General features: G+C 43.9%; 19 protein-coding genes. 15 read left to right on the top strand and 4 right to left on the bottom strand.

Translation table 11 applies throughout. The features are described from left to right. Positions 1-2: 2 nt before the first annotated feature. Positions 3-2,033 carry a vWA domain-containing protein gene (locus FN831_RS24820; protein WP_142530917.1) on the bottom strand — a complete coding sequence of 677 codons (2,031 nt, stop codon included), beginning with the start codon at positions 2,031-2,033 and terminating at the stop codon, positions 3-5. 21 nt (positions 2,034-2,054) lie between these two features. Next, entirely contained in the window at positions 2,055-3,632 is a 1,578-nt protein-coding gene (locus FN831_RS24815; RefSeq protein ID WP_142530916.1) for a L,D-transpeptidase family protein, read from the bottom strand. 281 nt (positions 3,633-3,913) lie between these two features. On the opposite strand from FN831_RS24815, the gene hisG reads away from it, so the two are divergent. From hisG to FN831_RS24770, 9 genes are read left to right on the top strand one after another with little or no spacing between them, the layout of a single operon-like run. Continuing rightward, a complete protein-coding gene (gene hisG / locus FN831_RS24810) occupies positions 3,914-4,765 on the top strand; it encodes an ATP phosphoribosyltransferase (RefSeq protein ID WP_142530915.1) in 852 nt (283 codons plus the stop codon). Between the two features lie 55 nt (positions 4,766-4,820). After that, on the top strand, positions 4,821-6,104 hold the full coding sequence (gene hisD / locus FN831_RS24805; protein ID WP_142530914.1) for a histidinol dehydrogenase: 1,284 nt from the start codon (positions 4,821-4,823) through the stop codon (positions 6,102-6,104). 2 nt (positions 6,105-6,106) lie between these two features. Then, the gene (gene hisC / locus FN831_RS24800; protein WP_142530913.1) at positions 6,107-7,150 is read left to right on the top strand and encodes a histidinol-phosphate transaminase; all 1,044 of its coding nucleotides are present in this window, start codon (positions 6,107-6,109) and stop codon (positions 7,148-7,150) included. Positions 7,151-7,152: 2 nt separating this feature from the next. After that, complete coding sequence (gene hisB / locus FN831_RS24795; protein WP_142530912.1) at positions 7,153-8,286, top strand: bifunctional histidinol-phosphatase/imidazoleglycerol-phosphate dehydratase HisB; 1,134 nt, start codon at positions 7,153-7,155, stop codon at positions 8,284-8,286. Between the two features lie 11 nt (positions 8,287-8,297). Further along, positions 8,298-8,888 carry an imidazole glycerol phosphate synthase subunit HisH gene (gene hisH, locus FN831_RS24790; RefSeq protein WP_142530911.1) on the top strand — a complete coding sequence of 197 codons (591 nt, stop codon included), beginning with the start codon at positions 8,298-8,300 and terminating at the stop codon, positions 8,886-8,888. Between the two features lie 4 nt (positions 8,889-8,892). Further along, on the top strand, positions 8,893-9,642 hold the full coding sequence (gene hisA, locus FN831_RS24785; RefSeq protein ID WP_142530910.1) for a 1-(5-phosphoribosyl)-5-[(5-phosphoribosylamino)methylideneamino]imidazole-4-carboxamide isomerase: 750 nt from the start codon (positions 8,893-8,895) through the stop codon (positions 9,640-9,642). Positions 9,643-9,645: 3 nt separating this feature from the next. After that, a complete protein-coding gene (gene hisF, locus FN831_RS24780; protein ID WP_142530909.1) occupies positions 9,646-10,401 on the top strand; it encodes an imidazole glycerol phosphate synthase subunit HisF in 756 nt (251 codons plus the stop codon). After that, positions 10,398-10,985 carry a bifunctional phosphoribosyl-AMP cyclohydrolase/phosphoribosyl-ATP diphosphatase HisIE gene (gene hisIE, locus FN831_RS24775; RefSeq protein ID WP_142530908.1) on the top strand — a complete coding sequence of 196 codons (588 nt, stop codon included), beginning with the start codon at positions 10,398-10,400 and terminating at the stop codon, positions 10,983-10,985. The genes hisF and hisIE overlap by 4 nt, the downstream gene beginning before the upstream one ends. Before the next feature lie 23 nt (positions 10,986-11,008). Further along, positions 11,009-11,905, top strand: a complete 897-nt coding sequence (locus tag FN831_RS24770) for a WD40 repeat domain-containing protein (RefSeq protein ID WP_142530907.1) — start codon at positions 11,009-11,011, stop codon at positions 11,903-11,905. A gap of 12 nt (positions 11,906-11,917) precedes the next feature. Here the strand turns inward: FN831_RS24770 and FN831_RS24765 are convergent, their stop codons facing one another. Next, entirely contained in the window at positions 11,918-12,697 is a 780-nt protein-coding gene (locus tag FN831_RS24765) for a C40 family peptidase (protein WP_142530906.1), read from the bottom strand. Between the two features lie 128 nt (positions 12,698-12,825). On the opposite strand from FN831_RS24765, the gene FN831_RS24760 reads away from it, so the two are divergent. Next, the gene (locus tag FN831_RS24760; RefSeq protein ID WP_142530905.1) at positions 12,826-13,275 is read left to right on the top strand and encodes a universal stress protein; all 450 of its coding nucleotides are present in this window, start codon (positions 12,826-12,828) and stop codon (positions 13,273-13,275) included. A gap of 70 nt (positions 13,276-13,345) precedes the next feature. Here the strand turns inward: FN831_RS24760 and FN831_RS24755 are convergent, their stop codons facing one another. Continuing rightward, complete coding sequence (locus tag FN831_RS24755; RefSeq protein ID WP_142530904.1) at positions 13,346-13,696, bottom strand: 4Fe-4S dicluster domain-containing protein; 351 nt, start codon at positions 13,694-13,696, stop codon at positions 13,346-13,348. Positions 13,697-13,774: 78 nt separating this feature from the next. Here FN831_RS24755 and FN831_RS24750 point away from each other — a divergent pair, with 78 nt between their 5' ends. From FN831_RS24750 to dnaJ, 5 genes are all read left to right on the top strand, one after another. Next, positions 13,775-14,794 (top strand): acyl-CoA reductase, encoded by a 1,020-nt coding sequence (locus FN831_RS24750; RefSeq protein ID WP_142530903.1) that lies wholly within the window; start codon positions 13,775-13,777, stop codon positions 14,792-14,794. 396 nt (positions 14,795-15,190) lie between these two features. Continuing rightward, positions 15,191-15,394 (top strand): fructose-6-phosphate aldolase, encoded by a 204-nt coding sequence (locus tag FN831_RS24745; RefSeq protein ID WP_142530902.1) that lies wholly within the window; start codon positions 15,191-15,193, stop codon positions 15,392-15,394. A gap of 4 nt (positions 15,395-15,398) precedes the next feature. Further along, positions 15,399-16,082 carry a cell division ATP-binding protein FtsE gene (locus tag FN831_RS24740; protein WP_142530901.1) on the top strand — a complete coding sequence of 228 codons (684 nt, stop codon included), beginning with the start codon at positions 15,399-15,401 and terminating at the stop codon, positions 16,080-16,082. Positions 16,083-16,209: 127 nt separating this feature from the next. Continuing rightward, positions 16,210-16,797, top strand: a complete 588-nt coding sequence (locus FN831_RS24735) for a nucleotide exchange factor GrpE (RefSeq protein WP_142530900.1) — start codon at positions 16,210-16,212, stop codon at positions 16,795-16,797. 2 nt (positions 16,798-16,799) lie between these two features. After that, positions 16,800-17,978: a molecular chaperone DnaJ gene (gene dnaJ, locus FN831_RS24730; RefSeq protein WP_142530899.1), complete on the top strand. Its 1,179-nt coding sequence runs from the start codon at positions 16,800-16,802 to the stop codon at positions 17,976-17,978. The last annotated feature ends 91 nt before the right edge of the window (positions 17,979-18,069 follow it).

The raw sequence follows: 18,069 nt of genomic DNA, 5'->3' as shown, positions 1-18,069 counted from the left end.
TTTTATATAGTTTTCTTGTTAAAAAATCTGATCAATAGGGCTTCGGCAGCTAAAAAAACGGCACACAAAACTAGACAAAGTTTCCATAATTCCGTGTGGTTATTTTCCTGCGCCGCGGGAGATAAACTGCTCCCCGCACCCGCAATAGTTAAGTTCTTTGTTCCAAAAAGCTGTGCAAGTGCCTTATCACCGGTAAAATGCATGTCTGATTCTGCACGGCTCTCATTAAAGGCATAAATGCTGAGCAGCGAATCTGTTTTCATCAGTTTATAAAAACCGGCAGCCCTGATCTGGTCGGCAATGTACAGCAGCGTTTTCCCCGGGCTTTGCCTAACCTCAGGAATCACTTCTTCCCTGCCAGACCTCAGCCGCAGCGACTGGTTAGGGTTTAGGGTAAGTTGCTGGCTGCTGAGCAGATTATCTTTGCCTATCGTATAATACAGCGGCTGCTCCTGCATACTGGTAAAGGCGATTTTATAAAGCAAAGGTACGAACACAGGGTGCTGAGGCAGGTTGCTGTCATCCGCTGTTAATGAGCTGGCGGAGAGATAAACCTGGCCGGCACCCAGCCCGTAACGACTAAAAAACGATTGATCTCCGGGCAGTTTCATGATATCCCTGCGGTTGCTGCGCGTGTTTCTCTGATACAGCAGATGGCGGTATACTTTAGGTAAATCCAGCTTTGCAGGTACTTCCTCAAATACATCATTAAAGATATTGCTTTTGAGATCCAGCGCAGTAACACTGACAGTGTCTTTGCTCATAGAAAGCACCGGAGGAAGCGATACTCCCTGCAGGAAGGATGAAAATTCTGTCGTTTTAGCATCCAGGTCTGGAAAGATCACTACCGTGCCACCGTTTTGGATAAAGCCTTTCAGCTGCAGCGCCAGTCCGCTGGACGGGCTTTTCAATCCGGATAATATGATGAGCTGATAACCTGAGAAAGCACTGTAAACCACATTGGATTCGGGCATTGTGCTTAGCCTGAAATAGCTGTCGCCGGAAAAAAGTGATGTAATATGCCGTTCAGACGGATCACCGCTAATATGTAAAATATTAATTCCGCTGTTCACTTTAAATGTAAACTTTAGTTCGTCATCAAAAGTGAGTGGAAAATCCTTGATGCTCAGCACCCCTTTTTGCCAGCCTGCAGATAGGCCGCTAAAACTAATTGTATCGGTCAGGGATTTGCCCGCAGGGATACTGAGCCTTGCCAAAACCTTCTGCTGGTTATTGATCATTAGTTTAACAGGAATAGCGGTACTGGACTCAGCAGAATAGTTGTGCAGCTTCACTACAAACTTCTCCTGTTCCCCGGGTTTGTGCGCAGGTGACAGCGACCAGATACTGTCTGCCCCAACGTTGGGTTGTGTATTGGCCTGGAGCCTTACCAGTGAAAGATGGCTTTCGCGGTCGGAATTTATTGCTTTTGACCCCACGAATCCACGCTGAAAATCGGATATGATATAGTTAAACCGGTTTCTCTTGCCGGCATCTGTGCTGTTCTGACGGTTGATCACCTGTTGTAAACTGCGATGTGCGGCTGAAATTTTGATCTCGTCCAACAGGTTCAGCAGTTCTTCGTAGCTGACCAAACGCTGGTGCCTGCCTTCAAAGTCATTTGTAATCAGCTGAAAACGGTCATTGGGAGAATATTGCCGCGCAATTTCTTTCGCCCTGCGCCTGGCTTCGTCGAGCAGGCTGCCATCTTTATTTACCGCAGCCATACTGTAAGAATTATCAATATAGATGTGAACAAGGTTGCCCCTGGCCGGATCGTATCCCGCGCCGCCCTCAGAGATATATGGACGGGCAAAAGCCAGTACAACAAACACGATGGCCAGTATGCGGCATAACAGGATGAGCAGGTTTTTGAGTTCTTCCCGGGATGAATTTTGTTCCTGTGCAGCCTTTAAAAACTGTACATTGCTAAAATATACTTTCCTGAATTTTCTGAAATTGAATAAATGAATAAGGATAGGAATGACTACCGCCAGCAGAAAAAAAAGAAAACCTGGGTATAGGAAATTCATTAAAAACCAAAGTTAGAAATTTTATCTGAATTTTTTCATCGCGGTATAAATTGCATCATCCAGATCATAGATATCGTTACGGAATTCTATCCTGCCGTTTTCTGCCCAGGCAGTTTTATAATTGATAAATACAGCTACATTCTTTTTAGTTCCAAACCATTTGGGTTTAACCTGGTAAACATTTACTGTATCCGCCTTTTTTGCCAGCCTCTTTTGATAGATTGCCATCTTCGTGGTATCTATCGGCGGCAGGTTTACTTCCATCCTCAACTGATCATACTGGTATTTATTGTCAACCAGTTTCTCTGCAAATTCAAGCGGCCGTTCTACCCGTACACAGCCATGGCTGATGGCACGGTTCGATTGCATAAAAGCTGATTTATTATTGGTATCATGCAGGTAAATACTCGATCCGTTATCAAATATAAATTTAAATTTGCCCAGCGCATTGCCCTCACCAGAACCTTGTTTAAACTGGAAAGGCAAATGTTCCCGCGGATATTTTCTCCACTGGATCGTATCCGGGTCTGCAATCAGCTGGCCTTTGTAATACACCCTCATATTATTATTTGATAAATAATAGGGATCACGCATCGCCTGGTAATAGATCTCGCTTTGCGCAATGCTCACAGGGATATTCCATACCGGATTTACCTGGATAGAATTGAACTTGCTCAGCAGGATCGGAGTCTGGTGGTTTTTTGGTTTATCATCCAGTGAATGCGTTTTCAGGAACACCTTCATCTTTTCTTCATAATCCTTTTCACGCCTTCCCCCAACGCAAACCTTCATGTGTGTAACCGTATCCTGATGGCTAAACCAGGTCAGCGAAAAATCCGGGATATTTACCTCTACATACTCGTCCCCGATCCCCGCAATTTTCCAGCGTAGCCTTTCCATATTAACCTCGATAGCTTTGATGGCTGCGGCATTTACCGAAGGGCTTTTTTTCAGGTTTGCCAGTTCACGCTCAAGGCTCAGATAATCTTCGCCTGCAGGCTGTATGGAGCGTAGTAATTGCGCAAGGCTTTTACTCTCCAATACTTTTAACATACTGGCACTGTCCGGCCTGATGGTGCTCACATAATATCTGTTGAGTACTTTCCGGGGTATGATACTGCCATAACCGATAAAAGTATCGTATTTTAAAAGGGAAGCAGCAGCAGTTAATTCAAGGTCCGCTATCACAGGATAGACGTCGGCGATAGATTTAAACTGATGTGCCGACAACTTTGACAAGAGCGCATTCAGCGCTGTATACCTGAATATTTCCGGATTAAAGCCATGTGAGGTACTCGCCGATATATAATTTTTTAGGGTATCCAATTCCCCGTTGGTAAAGAAACGGGTAACCAGATCAGTCCTGTGTTCCTGGGCGGAATAATAACTACCAATCACTTTTGGGTTGCTGAGCGTAGATTTCAGGGAGTCAAAATGGCGGTTAAATACGACATTATATGCTGCTGTGTCAAAATCCTTGTACAGCTTATCATTAAAATGTTTGGACAATACCAGCCCAACTTCAGGAGTGGTTTTGAACCAGTTACAGGCAGACAGTAAGACAGAGAAGGTTAATAACAGATAAAGTACTTTTTTCAAAACGTGTTTTTTTAGCTGACCGGCATTTTTATACTATGCGATCTCTGCACCCTGATCAAATAAAATGCCATTTATTTTTTGATTTCTCAATTCTATCTATATATTTGCAACACCTCAGTGTGCAGCCGCAAATTGAATAGGGACAAAAAAATTATGAACAAACATTTGAATCATCACTTACATTTGCACCATCGCCAGTTATGGCGATAGATATGTAATGTTTTGTACTTCAAAACTTGTTTCCGAATTATTTTCATGTTCCATTCAATAATTTCAATCAATTGAAAACACTAAAAATTGCTATCCAGAAATCTGGTAGACTAAACGAAAAATCTGTAGAAATCCTTAAAAATTGTGGTTTATCTTTCGAAAACTACAAAAGTTCACTCATATCAACTGTTACAAACTTCCCGCTGGAAATTCTTTTCCTCAGAGATGATGATATTCCTGAATACGTTCAGGACGGCATCGCCGATCTGGGTATCGTTGGCGAGAATGTGATCACTGAAGTAAATGCTGATGTAGAATACCTTCAGAAACTTGGTTTTGGAAAATGCACACTCAAAATCGCTATTCCCAACGACAGCGAAATCACTGATATCAGCGGACTTGAAGGCAAAGCCATCGCCACTTCTTACCCCGTTATCCTCGAAAAATACCTGCAGGACAATAACGTAAATGCAGTTGTGCGTACCATTTCAGGATCTGTGGAAATTGGCCCGGGCTTAGGTTTAAGCGACGCCATCTGTGATATCGTTTCTACCGGAGGAACACTGAAAAGCAACGGACTAAAACCCTTTGCCGAAGTAATGAAATCTGAAGCTGTCCTGATCGGGAACAAAGGCATCGAACTCAATGAAGATGTGATCGAACTGTTGCAAAGGATCCGCTCTGTACTGCGCGCAAAAGAAACAAAGTATGTGGTGCTCAACGTGGCCAAGTCTAACCTGGACAAAGTAGTAAGCCTGTTGCCTGGTGTAAAAAGCCCTACCATCGTTCCTTTGTTCGAACCGGATTGGGTTGCTGTCCACTCGGTAATTGCAGAACAGGACTTCTGGGAAAAGATCAACAGCCTTAAAGCTGCCGGTGCAGAAGGAATTGTAGTGATGCCAATCGAAAAGATCATCGCATAACTGAATAAACAGCAGGTTCATTCGTTAGTTATAGACTAACAAAAATTCATAAAACATGAAAGTCTACAGTTATACTGATTTGTCAGAACAGAATATTGAAGATCTCTGTTTAAGACAATTGTCTGATGATGAAACCATCGCAGACAGGGTGAAAAGTATCATTTCGCGTGTAAAAGAAGAAGGCGACAAAGCGCTCTTCAGCTACGCACAGGATTTTGATCAGGTAGGGTTGAAAGAGCTTTATATCTCAGCATCTGAAATCGACGCCATTGCGGCAACGATTCCTGATGACGCGAAAAAAGCAATTGAAACCGCCTATGCAAATATCAAAAAATTCCATGCTGCACAATTATATAAAGAAGCCGCGATAGAAACGATGCCTGGAGTCTCCTGCTGGCGCGAGGCCCGCGCAATTGAACGCGTAGGTTTATATATCCCCGGCGGCACAGCAGTGCTTCCCAGTACTTTTCTGATGCTTGGCATCCCGGCTGTACTGGCGGGATGTAAAGAAATCGTGGTATGTTCACCTCCGCAAAAGGACGGCAAAACAAACTGTTATCTCGCCTATTGCGCCACGTTGCTGGGGATAAAGAGAATTTACATGGTTGGCGGTGCACAGGCAGTTGCAGCAATGGCTTTCGGAACGGAAAGCGTGCCAAAAGTGTACAAAATCTTTGGCCCCGGAAACCGTTATGTAACACAGGCCAAACAGCTGGTGGCCTCGGGCATGACAGCGATAGATATGCCGGCCGGTCCTTCAGAAGTGCTGGTATTTGCTGATGAAACTGCCAATCCGGCTTTCGTGACCTCAGACCTGCTTGCACAGGCAGAACACGGTGCGGATAGCCAGGCGATCCTCGTTTCTACCTCTTCACAGATCATAAAAGATACGATTGAACAGGTGCAGCTTCAGCTAAAGGCACTCCCGCGTGAAGCTATTGCAGCACAGGCCATCGCAAATTCTTATGCCCTGCTCGTGGAAAACACTGCACAGGCTATGGATTTCAGCAATACCTATGCTCCGGAACATTTGATCCTCGCTACTGATTCTTTTCAGGAACTAATTCCGATGATCATCAATGCCGGTTCGGTCTTCCTCGGAAACCTGACACCTGAAAGTGCCGGGGATTATGCTTCAGGAACCAACCACACCCTGCCTACCAGCGGATTTGCAAAAGCTTATTCTGGTGTTTCTATCGATTCATTTATCAAAAAGATCACTTTTCAGCACATCAGTCCCGAAGGTTTAACCAACATCGGCCCTACTGTAGAAATATTGGCTGCAGCCGAAGGGCTGGAGGCACACAAAAATGCAATCACTATTCGTTTAAATTCATAGAGATGGATGTTAAGAACTTACAACGCGAAAATATAAAAAACCTAAAACCCTACTCAACGGCCAGAGACGAATACAAAGGTCAGGCGAGCGTTTTTTTAGATGCCAACGAAAACAGCTTCGGCTCTCCCCTGCCGGAAAACTTTAACCGCTACCCTGATCCGCTCCAGCTGGACGTAAAGGATGCGATCAGCAAAATAAAGGGAGTACCCATAGAAAATACTTTTTTGGGCAATGGCAGCGATGAAGCAATAGATTTGCTTTACAGATGTTTCTGTAACCCCGGAAAAGACAATGTGATTATCCTGCCGCCTACCTACGGCATGTACGAGGTATCGGCAAACATCAATGACGTGGAGATCCGCAGGGTGAACCTGCTGCCCAACTTTCAGCTGGACCTGGAAGGTATCGCCGAAGCTATCGATGAAAACACGAAACTGATCTTTATCTGCTCTCCGAACAACCCCACCGGAAATTCAATCATCCGTACCGATATCGAAACCATACTGGCCAATTTCAAAGGGCTCGTAGTGATCGATGAGGCTTATATCAACTTTGCCAAACAGCGCACGTTCATCCAGGAACTGACAGAATATCCGCACCTGGTGATCCTGCAAACGTTCTCCAAAGCATGGGGACTTGCCGGCCTGCGCCTCGGAATGGCTTTTGCATCCAGTATCGTGATCGATATCATGAATAAGGTGAAAGCGCCATACAACATCAGCCAGTCTACACAGGACCTTGCATTAGCTGCCCTGCAAAATGTAGCACAGGTAAACGACTGGATCAAAGTAACCGTAGCAGAAAGAGACACACTGAGCAAAAACCTCGCTGATCTTGCAATGGTCAGAAAAGTTTACCCCTCAGATGCTAACTTTGTACTTGCAGAAGTAGAGGATGCCGCCGGGACATACCACACGCTGGTAGAGCAGGGGATTATCATTCGCGACCGCTCAAAAGTGGTGCTGTGCGACGGATGCCTGAGAATTACTGTGGGTACACCAAAAGAAAACGAAATCCTGTTAAATGCTTTAAAATCGATAAAATAACCATGAAGAAGTTCCTTTTTATAGACCGCGACGGCACCCTGATCACTGAACCTGAAGACGAGCAGATCGACTCATTCGCCAAGCTCAAATTCTATCCCAAATCTTTATATTATCTGGCTAAAATAGCAGCAGAGCTTGATTTTGAACTGATCATGGTAACCAATCAGGATGGACTGGGAACAGATTCACATCCTGAATTAAACTTCTGGCCGGTACATAACTTTATCCTGGATACTTTTGCAGGTGAGGGCGTAACATTTTCAGAAGTCATTATCGATAAAACCTTTGCCCATGAAAATGCACCTACACGTAAACCCAATACAGGTTTGCTGCAGCATTTCCTCACTGGTGAGTATGATCTTGCAAACTCTTTTGTAATCGGCGACCGTATCAATGATGTGATCCTGGCCAAAAACCTGGGCGCAAAAGCGATCTGGCTGAGGAATAACGACCTGCTGGGTGCCAACGAAATACTGGACAAAGCAGAAACACTGACGGAAATTATCGCGCTGCAAACACAGCACTGGGTAGATATTTATACTTTCCTGAAAGCGGGCAGCAGACAGTTTCAGCACATCAGGAAAACCAATGAAACGGATATCGAAATTGGTATTGACCTGGATGGAACCGGAAAAGGGGACATCAAAACAGGCCTGAACTTTTTTGACCATATGCTTGACCAGATTGCCCGTCACGGGGGGATCGACCTTAAAGTGATTGCCAAAGGCGATCTGCATATCGATGAACACCATACGGTTGAAGATACGGGCATCGCCTTGGGCGAAGCTTTTGCCAAAGCACTGGGGAATAAACTGGGCATCGAACGCTATGGCTTCTGTTTGCCGATGGACGACTGTCTCGCACAGGTAGCGATCGATTTTGGCGGGCGCAACTGGATTGTCTGGAATGCAGAATTTAAACGTGAACGAGTTGGCGATGTACCTACAGAGATGTTTTATCATTTCTTTAAATCGTTCAGCGATGCCGCAAAATGCAACCTGAACGTAAAAGCTGAAGGGGATAATGAACATCATAAAATTGAAGCCATCTTTAAAGCTTTTGCAAAAGCGATTAAAATGGCAATCAAAAGAGATGCAGACAAGTTAGTTTTACCAAGTACCAAGGGGTTGTTATAACGAATTATAAAATGATAGGTATCGTAAATTACGGGGCAGGGAATATTTTTTCTCTTACCTCGGCCTTATCCAGGCTCGGGATTACTTATGGCATGATCAATTCTGAAGATGAATTTGATCAGTATTCACATATCATCATTCCCGGTGTAGGGCACGCAGGGGCAGCGATGGACAAACTGAACAAAAGTGGCCTGGTAGATAAAATCAGGTCATTAACAAAACCTGTACTGGGGATTTGTGTAGGTATGCAGCTCCTGACAGATCATTCTGAGGAAGGCGACGCCACCTTAACCAGCATCATTCCCCTCCAAACGAAACTCTTTGATAAAGAGCTGGGAATCAAGATTCCCCATATGGGCTGGAATAATGTAGAGATCAAAAACAATTCATTATTCGAAGGTGTTGAAAATCAGACACAATTTTACTTTGTGCATTCGTATTTTATTGAATATAACCCTATTTTTGGAATCGCTACCGCTGATTACGGTCAGGAATATTCGGCGGCAATACAAAAAGATAATTTTTACGGGGTGCAGTTCCACCCAGAGAAGTCCGGTGCTGCCGGAGAACGTTTATTATTGAATTTTTCAAACTTAAAATAACAAGATGTACATTATTCCCGCTATAGATATTTTAGATGGCAAGGTTGTCCGGTTAACCGAAGGCGACTACAACCAGAAAACAGTATATGAAGTCTCCATTGCCGACATGATCGAAACTTACCGGTCCAACGGTACAGAGTTTATTCATATTATTGACCTGAATGGTGCCAAAGGGGATTTCAGCAACCAGGCCGAATTATTCGAGATTATCCATAAAACAGATATGCGTGTACAGTACGGCGGTGGTATCCGTACGATTGAGCAGGTAACTAATTTACTTGACGCAGGTATCCACCGTGTCATCGTAGGTACACAGGCGATTACCAACCCGGATTTCCTTGCTGAATTGAGCAAAGAAGTGGGCAAAAAATATGATTACGCAAACCGTATCGTTATTGCCATCGATGTTCTGGATGAGGTAATCAAGTACTCAGGCTGGATGGAAAGCTCGCCGATCAAACTGATGGACTATGTTGACAAATGCCTGCAGCTGGGATTCTTCAGGTTCCTGTGCACAGATATCAACAAAGATGGTAAACTGGGCGGCGCCGCTGTAGACCTGTACAAAAAACTGCTTGAGCACTCTCCCTTCATTAAACTGATCGCCTCGGGCGGTGTAAGCTCAATGGAAGATATCGAAGAGCTGGCAAAACTTGAAGTTAGATCAGTTGTAGTGGGCAAAGCGATTTATGAGAACCGCATCACTATCGAAGAAATCAAGGAATGGAACCTTAGGGCAATGACTTCCCTTTAATCCATGCTGAGTAAACGTATCATTCCATGTCTGGATGTTAAGGACGGCAGGACAGTAAAAGGTGTTAACTTTGTGGATCTTAAAGACGCAGGAGACCCCGTAGAGCTGGCATGGCAATATGCCCAGCAGGGTGCCGATGAACTGGTATTCCTTGACATTACAGCTACCCACGAGCGTCGTAAAACGATGATCGAAATGGTGAAGTCTGTAGCAAGACAACTCAATATTCCTTTTACCATTGGCGGTGGAATCACTGAAATTGCCGATGCCGAAGCGCTGCTCAATGCCGGAGCCGACAAGATCAGCATCAATTCTGCCGCAGTAAAAAACCCACAGCTGATTGCAGACCTGGCGAAGGTTTTTGGCCGCCAGTTTGTCGTAGTTGCAGTAGATACCAAGCTGGTCAACGGAAAAAATATGGTGCACCTCAATGGCGGCCGGCTGATCACTGAACTGGAAACAGAACAATGGATCAAACAGGCCGAGGATCTGGGCGCAGGAGAAATCCTGCTGACCTCCATGGACCATGACGGCACCAAACAGGGCTTCGACTGTAATTTATTACAGACGATCAGCCAGATGATCAATATCCCCGTAATCGCTTCAGGCGGTGCCGGATCAATTGAACACTTTACAGAAGTTTTTACAACTACAGGCGTTGATGCCGCACTCGCAGCCTCGGTCTTTCACTTTGGTGAGATCCCGATCCCTGTACTGAAAAACGAATTAAAAAAACACAACATACCAGTAAGGTTATGAATATAGATTTTGAAAAAACCGATGGTTTGGTTCCTGTGATCATTCAGGACGTACAAACATTGGAAGTGTTAATGCTGGGTTATATGAACCAGGAAGCATGGACAAAAACACAGGCAGAAGGAAAAGTAACCTTTTACTCACGTTCCAAAAGCCGTTTGTGGACCAAAGGCGAAGAAAGCGGGAACTTCCTTTATGTAAAAGAAACGCATATCGACTGCGATAACGACACGATCCTGATTAAAGCTACACCGGTAGGCCCTACCTGCCATACAGGCAGCAGAAGCTGTTTTAAAACAAACTTCAACCAGAACTTTATTTTTGAACTGGAGAAGATTATTGGCGACAGATACGACAACCCTACGGAAGAATCTTATGTAAATAAGCTGCGTAAAAAAGGGCTGAATAAAATTGCCCAGAAGGTTGGTGAAGAAGGTGTGGAAACCGTAATTGCGGCACTGAATGAAACTGATGTGGATTTTGTGAATGAAAGTTCCGACCTCGTATTCCACTTGCTGGTATTACTGAGGGAAAAAGGTAAAACCTTAGCTGATATTGGTATAAACCTTGAAGGCAGGCACCGCTAGGTGCTTTTGATCCCACCTGACTTATGCTGAAACATGTAAAATCACTGAGCGGCCATCAAAACCCCGTTTATGCTTTGGCCAACTCCGGTAAAGAAGGAATCTTTTTTACCGGTGGTAATGATAAAGGCGTGGTAGAATGGTCGCTGGAGAAAATGTCTTTTCTAAAGGTATTGATGCCGGTAAAAAGCTCAGTTTATAGTCTGTATCATTCTGGCGATCAGCTTTTTGCCGGACAGCGCAGTGGCGAGCTGAGCATATTCGACTTCAAATCACAAACAATCCAGACTACTTTTCAGGCGCATGAAAAGCCTGTGTTTGATATCGTGGTCATTCCTTCCAAACAGGAATTTCTGACAGCAAGTGAAGATGGTACTGTAGCTGTGTGGTCGCTTACCGACCACTCGTTGTTATACCGTATTCCAGTTTCTTATGATACTGTCCGTGCTATTGCAATCAGTCCCGATGCTGAACATGCGGCTTTCGGATGTAAAGATGGTACGACCAGGATCTACAACCTGACAGATTACAGCCTTGAGCATACCCTGGAAAAACATACTTTACCGGTAACCTCGGTGCAGTATTCGCCTGATGGTAAATACCTGATCTCCGGAGGCAGGGATGCACAGCTCAACTTCTGGTCGGTCCCGGATTATGAATTTAAGCACAATATCCCGGCACATCTCTTCAGTATCTACGGAATTGCTTTTAACCCGGTACTCCCCTACTTCGCAACTGCCAGTCAGGACAAAAGTATCAAGTTATGGGGAACAGAGGATTTAAGGCTGTACAAGATCCTTAGCATTGAAAAGAACACGCATGGGCATACCCACTCGATCAACAAACTTGTATGGACACCGGATGGCAAATACCTGATTACAACAGGTGACGATAAGCTGGTAATGATCTGGGAGTGGGAGTAATCTTTGCCCTGACTAGAAAAACCGCTTGATGATCCTTGTTTTATGGCTGTACCTCCCCAGCTCCGGATTATAGATGCCCTGGTCATCAATAGGGTCAATTCGTATCCTTCCTGAAGCATGGATGATCCTGTGCTGATCCAGAAGGATACCTACATGGATAATCCTGCCTTCGGGATTGTCAAAGAAAGCAAGATCACCAGTTTTTACTTCCGGAAGAAAGTTAACCGTTTCTCCCTGCTCGGCCTGTTGTGCAGCATCTCTTTTAATACGGATACCAGCAAGTTTATACACAGCCTGCGAAAAACCAGAACAGTCAATTCCAAACAGTGTCCTGCCCCCCCACAGATAAGGAGCATTGAGGTAAAACATAGCCAGTTCTGCAATTTTTTCTCCTGTAACTGCGCCAACCTGATAAAGATCAAATTCCGGCTTAAACTGTTGGTCTCCTATCGTGCTCATCCCTTCAGCATATGATGGTAAAACAGCAGCCGCAGGTAAATAAAAAGCACTGCCATCTGCGGCAGTAACGGCATTTACGATCTGTGGAGGCACCAGGCTGTGGTAATTTTGAGCAGCCCGATAATCTTCTTCAGTAACTACGATCAATTGCTTAAAATCCATCCAGCCCTCATAGTCGTCATAGGCATTGCGGATACGCCACCAGGGTTCCGCCTGTTCAAGCACCTCAACTGCATCTCCAAATAGTAATTGAGTAGAGATCTCTGCCCTGTCGGATGCCGCTGGCCTTAAAGGCGCAATGGCTACCCTGCATATTGCGAATTTCTGTTCCATATTAAATACTGCCCTTAAGCATCAAAATAAGATGCTATAAAATTAATGTTCCTGAACTAATAAACGTCATTTTAAACATTTGATTCATAAAATTGTTAAATTAGTATTACAAATTAACAAACCGTATTATGAACTTCAGGAAGATTTTAATAGCCGTAGACAACAGTACATGCGCTGAGAAGGCTGCAAAATCAGGCTATGAAATGGCTAAGGCCTTTGGCGCAGAAGTTGCGCTGGCAAATATTATAGAGCCTATACCAGCTACCATCAACCAGGACCTTACCCTTGCTCCTGTTTTCCTGGAAACCTATGATAACAGTGAAGAGCATAGCCATGTCCTGCTACAGGAAATAGAGAAAACTTATTCGGGAGGGATTAAAACCACCTATTTGAGTATTATTGACAGTGCTGCACATGGCATTGTAAACCAGGCCGAAGAATGGGGCGCTGATCTGATTGTGATCGGTACTTATGGCAGAACCGGACTTTATCACTTTCTGATGGGCAGTGTTGCCGAGCATGTGGCACGTAAATCAGCCTGTCCTGTAATGATCATCCCGAACAAGGCGGATGTATAATCAAATCCGGTTTTATATATAACAGAAAAGGACGCAAATTGCGTCCTTTTCTGTTATATATCGATCAGGACTAGCCTTCCTGGTGTAACCAGGCTTTTTTCTTTAATAATTCTTCTTCTGTTTCGCGGATATCCTCATCATCCACGCAGCAATCTACCGGACATACGGCGGCGCACTGCGGCTCATCATGAAAACCTTTGCACTCTGTACATTTATCCGAAACGATATAATAAACCTCGTCAGATACTGCTTCCTGGGATGCACCTGCGTCAACCTCCTGATCACCAAAATCAATGATGCCGCTCAGATTGGTACCATCTGAAAATCTCCAGGCCGTACCTGCGTCATATATTGCATTATTTGGGCATTCAGGCTCACATGCTCCGCAATTAATACATTCGTCTGTTATTTTAATAGCCATGTCTTAGTATAAATCTATTTGCTAAAGTTACCTTTGCACTGCAAATATAACAATTAATCGTTTAAAATCATTCCAAACATGCCTACCCTTACCGCTGAAAAGTTAATTATTGCATTTCACAAACTAAGTATTTTCCTGAATCAGCCAGATGAAGATTTTAACAGGGTAACTGATTCGGCCCTGAACCACAATGCCTGGTTCCAGCCCGAAGAAGTAAAAAGGTCACTGTCCTCTTTACAGGAAATGCTGCAGCCGGGGGCACTGGAGAAATGGTTTGAACAAATCAGCGTAACAGAAACACCTAAGAAAATTGGAATGATCCTGGCAGGAAATATCCCCATGGTAGGTTTCCATGATATTCTCAGCGTGCTCGCAACCGGTAACATTGCGATGATCAAGCTTTCATCGTCAGACAGTAAACTGCTACCCATACTACTTAAACAGCTGATCACCTTTGAGCCGGCGCTTGCAGAAAGAATTATATTTGCAGAACGGCTGAAAGACTTTGATGCGATCATAGCAACAGGCAGTAACAACTCTTCGAGGTATTTTGATTATTATTTTGGTAAGGTTCCCAATATTATCAGGAAAAACAGGAACAGTATCGCTGTACTTGATGGTAAAGAAAGTACTGAAGAAATCGCCTTGTTAGGACATGATATTTTTGATTACTTTGGCCTCGGATGCCGCAACGTATCAAAGGTTTATTTGCCTGAAGGTTACGAGATTAAAAATTTCTTTGAAGCTCTTGAAACCTTCCAGCCGATCATCAACCATTTTAAATACAATAACAACTACGATTATAACAAATCTATCTTTCTGGTCAATGGAGAACCACATTTTGATAATGGTTTTCTGTTACTAAAAGAAGATAAGGGCCTTTCCTCTCCGCTTGCAGTTTTGTATTTCGAATATTACAAAAACATCGAAGAACTCAACCAAACGCTGGGCGGGATGCAGGATCAGATCCAGTGTATAGTTTCTCATGCTGATCTTAAACCGGAAAGCGATGTAGTGTCATTTGGCCAAAGCCAGCATCCACAATTATGGGATTATGCTGATAATGTGAATACTGTTGCTTTCCTAAACAGCTTATAATACACTAAGCCTGGTTTATACACTGGTCGTATACTGGTCGTGTTCTGGTCGTAGAGAGGTCGCTGAGCGCTCTGACTGTGTTTGGTAACTGCTCGGTCTGGCCATACCACAACGATACCACAGACTTACCCCAGCGATACCTCAGCAATACCTAAAAGGTATAAAAAGGGTATTGTTAAGGTATGCCTGAGCTGTTGATACGGTACGAGTGGACAGAACACGCTGAGAGTGCTCAGAAAGCACACACAGACCTCTCTTCGGACGAGATACGAGCAGTACACGAAGCAAACATATTACATCCCAAAAACAGCAGAAGAACCGTCCCCTGAGCAAAAGAATCTGCTTAGCGCCTCTTCCTTTCGTAATTCTCATTTTGAAACACTATTTTTGAACAAAATGTATGTAATCAAAGTTAAAGGCATTGCCAAAATACCAGACTATGTTCAGCTGCGCGACGATAAGTTTACGCTGCTGGCATATTTCAGGGTAGACAGACCCGATAAATCCCTGGATAAACTGGGGTTGGGCGACAAGCTGCCTTATATTATGGACCTGGTAAAAGAACTACCATTTGGCCAGATTGCAAAATTAGATATTTAAAACAATGACAGGAAACGCAGTTATCAATTTAAAGAATGTAGATGTATTTCAACAGAAACACCTGGTGCTCTCCAATGTAAATCTCAATATAGATAAAGGTGAATTTGTATTCCTGATCGGGCAGACCGGTTCCGGAAAAAGCAGTTTGCTGAAAATCATCTACGGGGATCTTCACATTGGTAATGGCGAGGGACAGATTGCCGGCTTTGACCTTAAGAAACTTGCCGAAAAAGACGTGCCTTTTCTGCGCAGGAAGCTGGGGATTGTTTTTCAGGACTTCCAGTTGTTAACGGACAGGACTGTTCAGCAGAATCTGGATTTTGTATTGAAAGCAACCGGCTGGAAGGATAAAAAACTGATCGAAGAACGTGTTAAAGATGTACTCGAAAAAGTAGGCCTGCGGTCAAAAATCAGGAAAATGCCACATGAACTTTCCGGAGGAGAACAACAGCGCGTGGTCATTGCCCGTTCTTTGTTAAACAATCCTGATATCATTCTTGCTGATGAGCCAACCGGGAACTTAGATCCTGATACTTCAGAAGAAATTGTATTGCTACTGAAACAGATCAGCCAGAATGGTACAGCTGTACTGATGGCTACCCACGATTACCATATTATCCGCACTTTGCCTTCACGCATCATTAAATGTGAATCTGGCATCGTGCATGAAGATGCTACGATAAACTAGGCATATCCCTGACAAAAATTTCCTTTTCAGCCATTCTGTACAGTGTTGTTCAATCAAAACTGACAGCATGGCTGATATATTTCATTGGCAAACATTTTGACTTTATACCCAAAAATTCTACTATAGTATGTTTAGCAAGAAGAAACCGAACGATACAGAAAATCCTACTACGGAAAACACTGCAGAAGAGCAGTTAAATAATGAGCAATTTGATGACGCGGGTGCGGCAACTGAGGAAACAGTAACAGAACCTGTTGAAGAGATTTCTGCTGAAGAGAAGCTAAAATTGGAAAATGCAGCACTGAACGACAAATACTTACGTCTTTTCGCTGAATTTGATAACTATAAAAGACGTACGCAGAAAGAACGTGTTGAGCTTTTACAAACAGCAGGCAAGGATGTAATCGTTTCGATGCTGCCTGTACTGGATGATTTTGACCGTGCAAATAAAGCGACCGAAAATGCTACCGATATCAGTGCCATCCGCGAAGGGATACAACTGGTACATACCAAACTGAAAAGCATTCTGGTTCAGAAAGGCCTGAAAGAAATGGAAAGCATCAATACTGTATTTGATACAGATCTTCACGAAGCTATTACTAAAATCCCTGCCCCTACAGATGAGCTGAAAGGAAAGGTTATAGATGAATTAGAAAAAGGATACACTTTAAATGATAAAGTGATCCGCTTTGCAAAAGTTGTTGTAGGCAGTTAATTATGAGTAAAAGAGATTATTACGATATCCTTGGCGTAGCTAAAAACTCTTCACCTGAAGAGATTAAAAAAGCTTATAGAAAGTTAGCCATCAAATACCATCCGGATAAAAACCCGGATGACCATACTGCGGAGGATAAATTCAAGGAGGCTGCAGAAGCTTATGAAATCCTGAGTAATCCCGAGAAAAAACAGCGTTATGATCATTATGGTCATGCCGGTGTTGGTGGTGCCTCGGGTGGTGGCGGTGGCTATGGCGGCGGCGGTATGAACATGGAAGATATCTTTAGCCAGTTTGGTGATATCTTTGGTGGCGGCGGCGGCGGCGGCAGTCCTTTCGAAAGCTTTTTCGGCGGTCAGCAGCGCGGCGGTGCCAGCGGCAGACGTGTAGCTAAAGGATCTAACCTTCGTATTAAGGTAAAACTCACTCTTGAAGAAATAGCGCATGGCGCAGAGAAAAAAATAAAGGTAAACAAACAGGTAGTTTGTAAAACATGCGACGGCAGTGGCGCGAAAGATAAATCATCGATCAGCACCTGTAAAACATGTGGCGGAAATGGTTCTGTGCGCAGGGTAACCAATACGATCCTGGGACAAATGCAGACAACTTCTACCTGTCCTACCTGTAATGGTTCAGGCAGCCAGATCACTTCAAAATGTACTTCCTGCCATGGCGAAGGTACAGTACGCGGTGAAGAAACTATCTCTATCAATATTCCGGCAGGAGTAAGTGACGGAATGCAGCTGAGCATGAGCGGAAAAGGAAATGCAGCACCAAACGGCGGTATTCCGGGAGACTTGATTATCCTGATCGAAGAAATCCCCCACGAAACACTGAAGCGTGAAGGTAACAATATCGTGTACGACCTGCACCTGAGTATTGTAGATGCTGCGCTGGGTTACAGTGCTGAAGTACCTACAATTGACGGCAGAGCGAAGATCAAAATTGAACCGGGAACGCAAAGCGGAAAATTACTGAGGCTGAAAGCCAAAGGTATTCCTGAAGTAAATTCTTATCACCGCGGAGATCAGATCATTCATGTCAATATTTGGACACCAAAAGCATTGAGCAGCGAAGAACGCAGTATGCTGGAAAAATTAAGAGATTCTCCAAACTTCAAACCTCAGCCAGGTAAGAATGATAAGAGCTTCTTTGAAAAAATGAAAGAATATTTTGAGTAAAAGCTCAAATAGAAAATAAGTAATACTTAAGATTGCCCCCAAAGATTTGGGGGCTTTTTTATGCGGTAAACATTTATTAAAAAGTGTTGTT

This window comes from Pedobacter westerhofensis (genome assembly GCF_900182595.1).
Classification (GTDB): Bacteria; Bacteroidota; Bacteroidia; order Sphingobacteriales; family Sphingobacteriaceae; genus Pedobacter; species Pedobacter westerhofensis.
The sequence above is the reverse complement of the archived record's forward strand: the minus strand, read 5'-3'. Positions and strand labels throughout refer to the sequence as shown.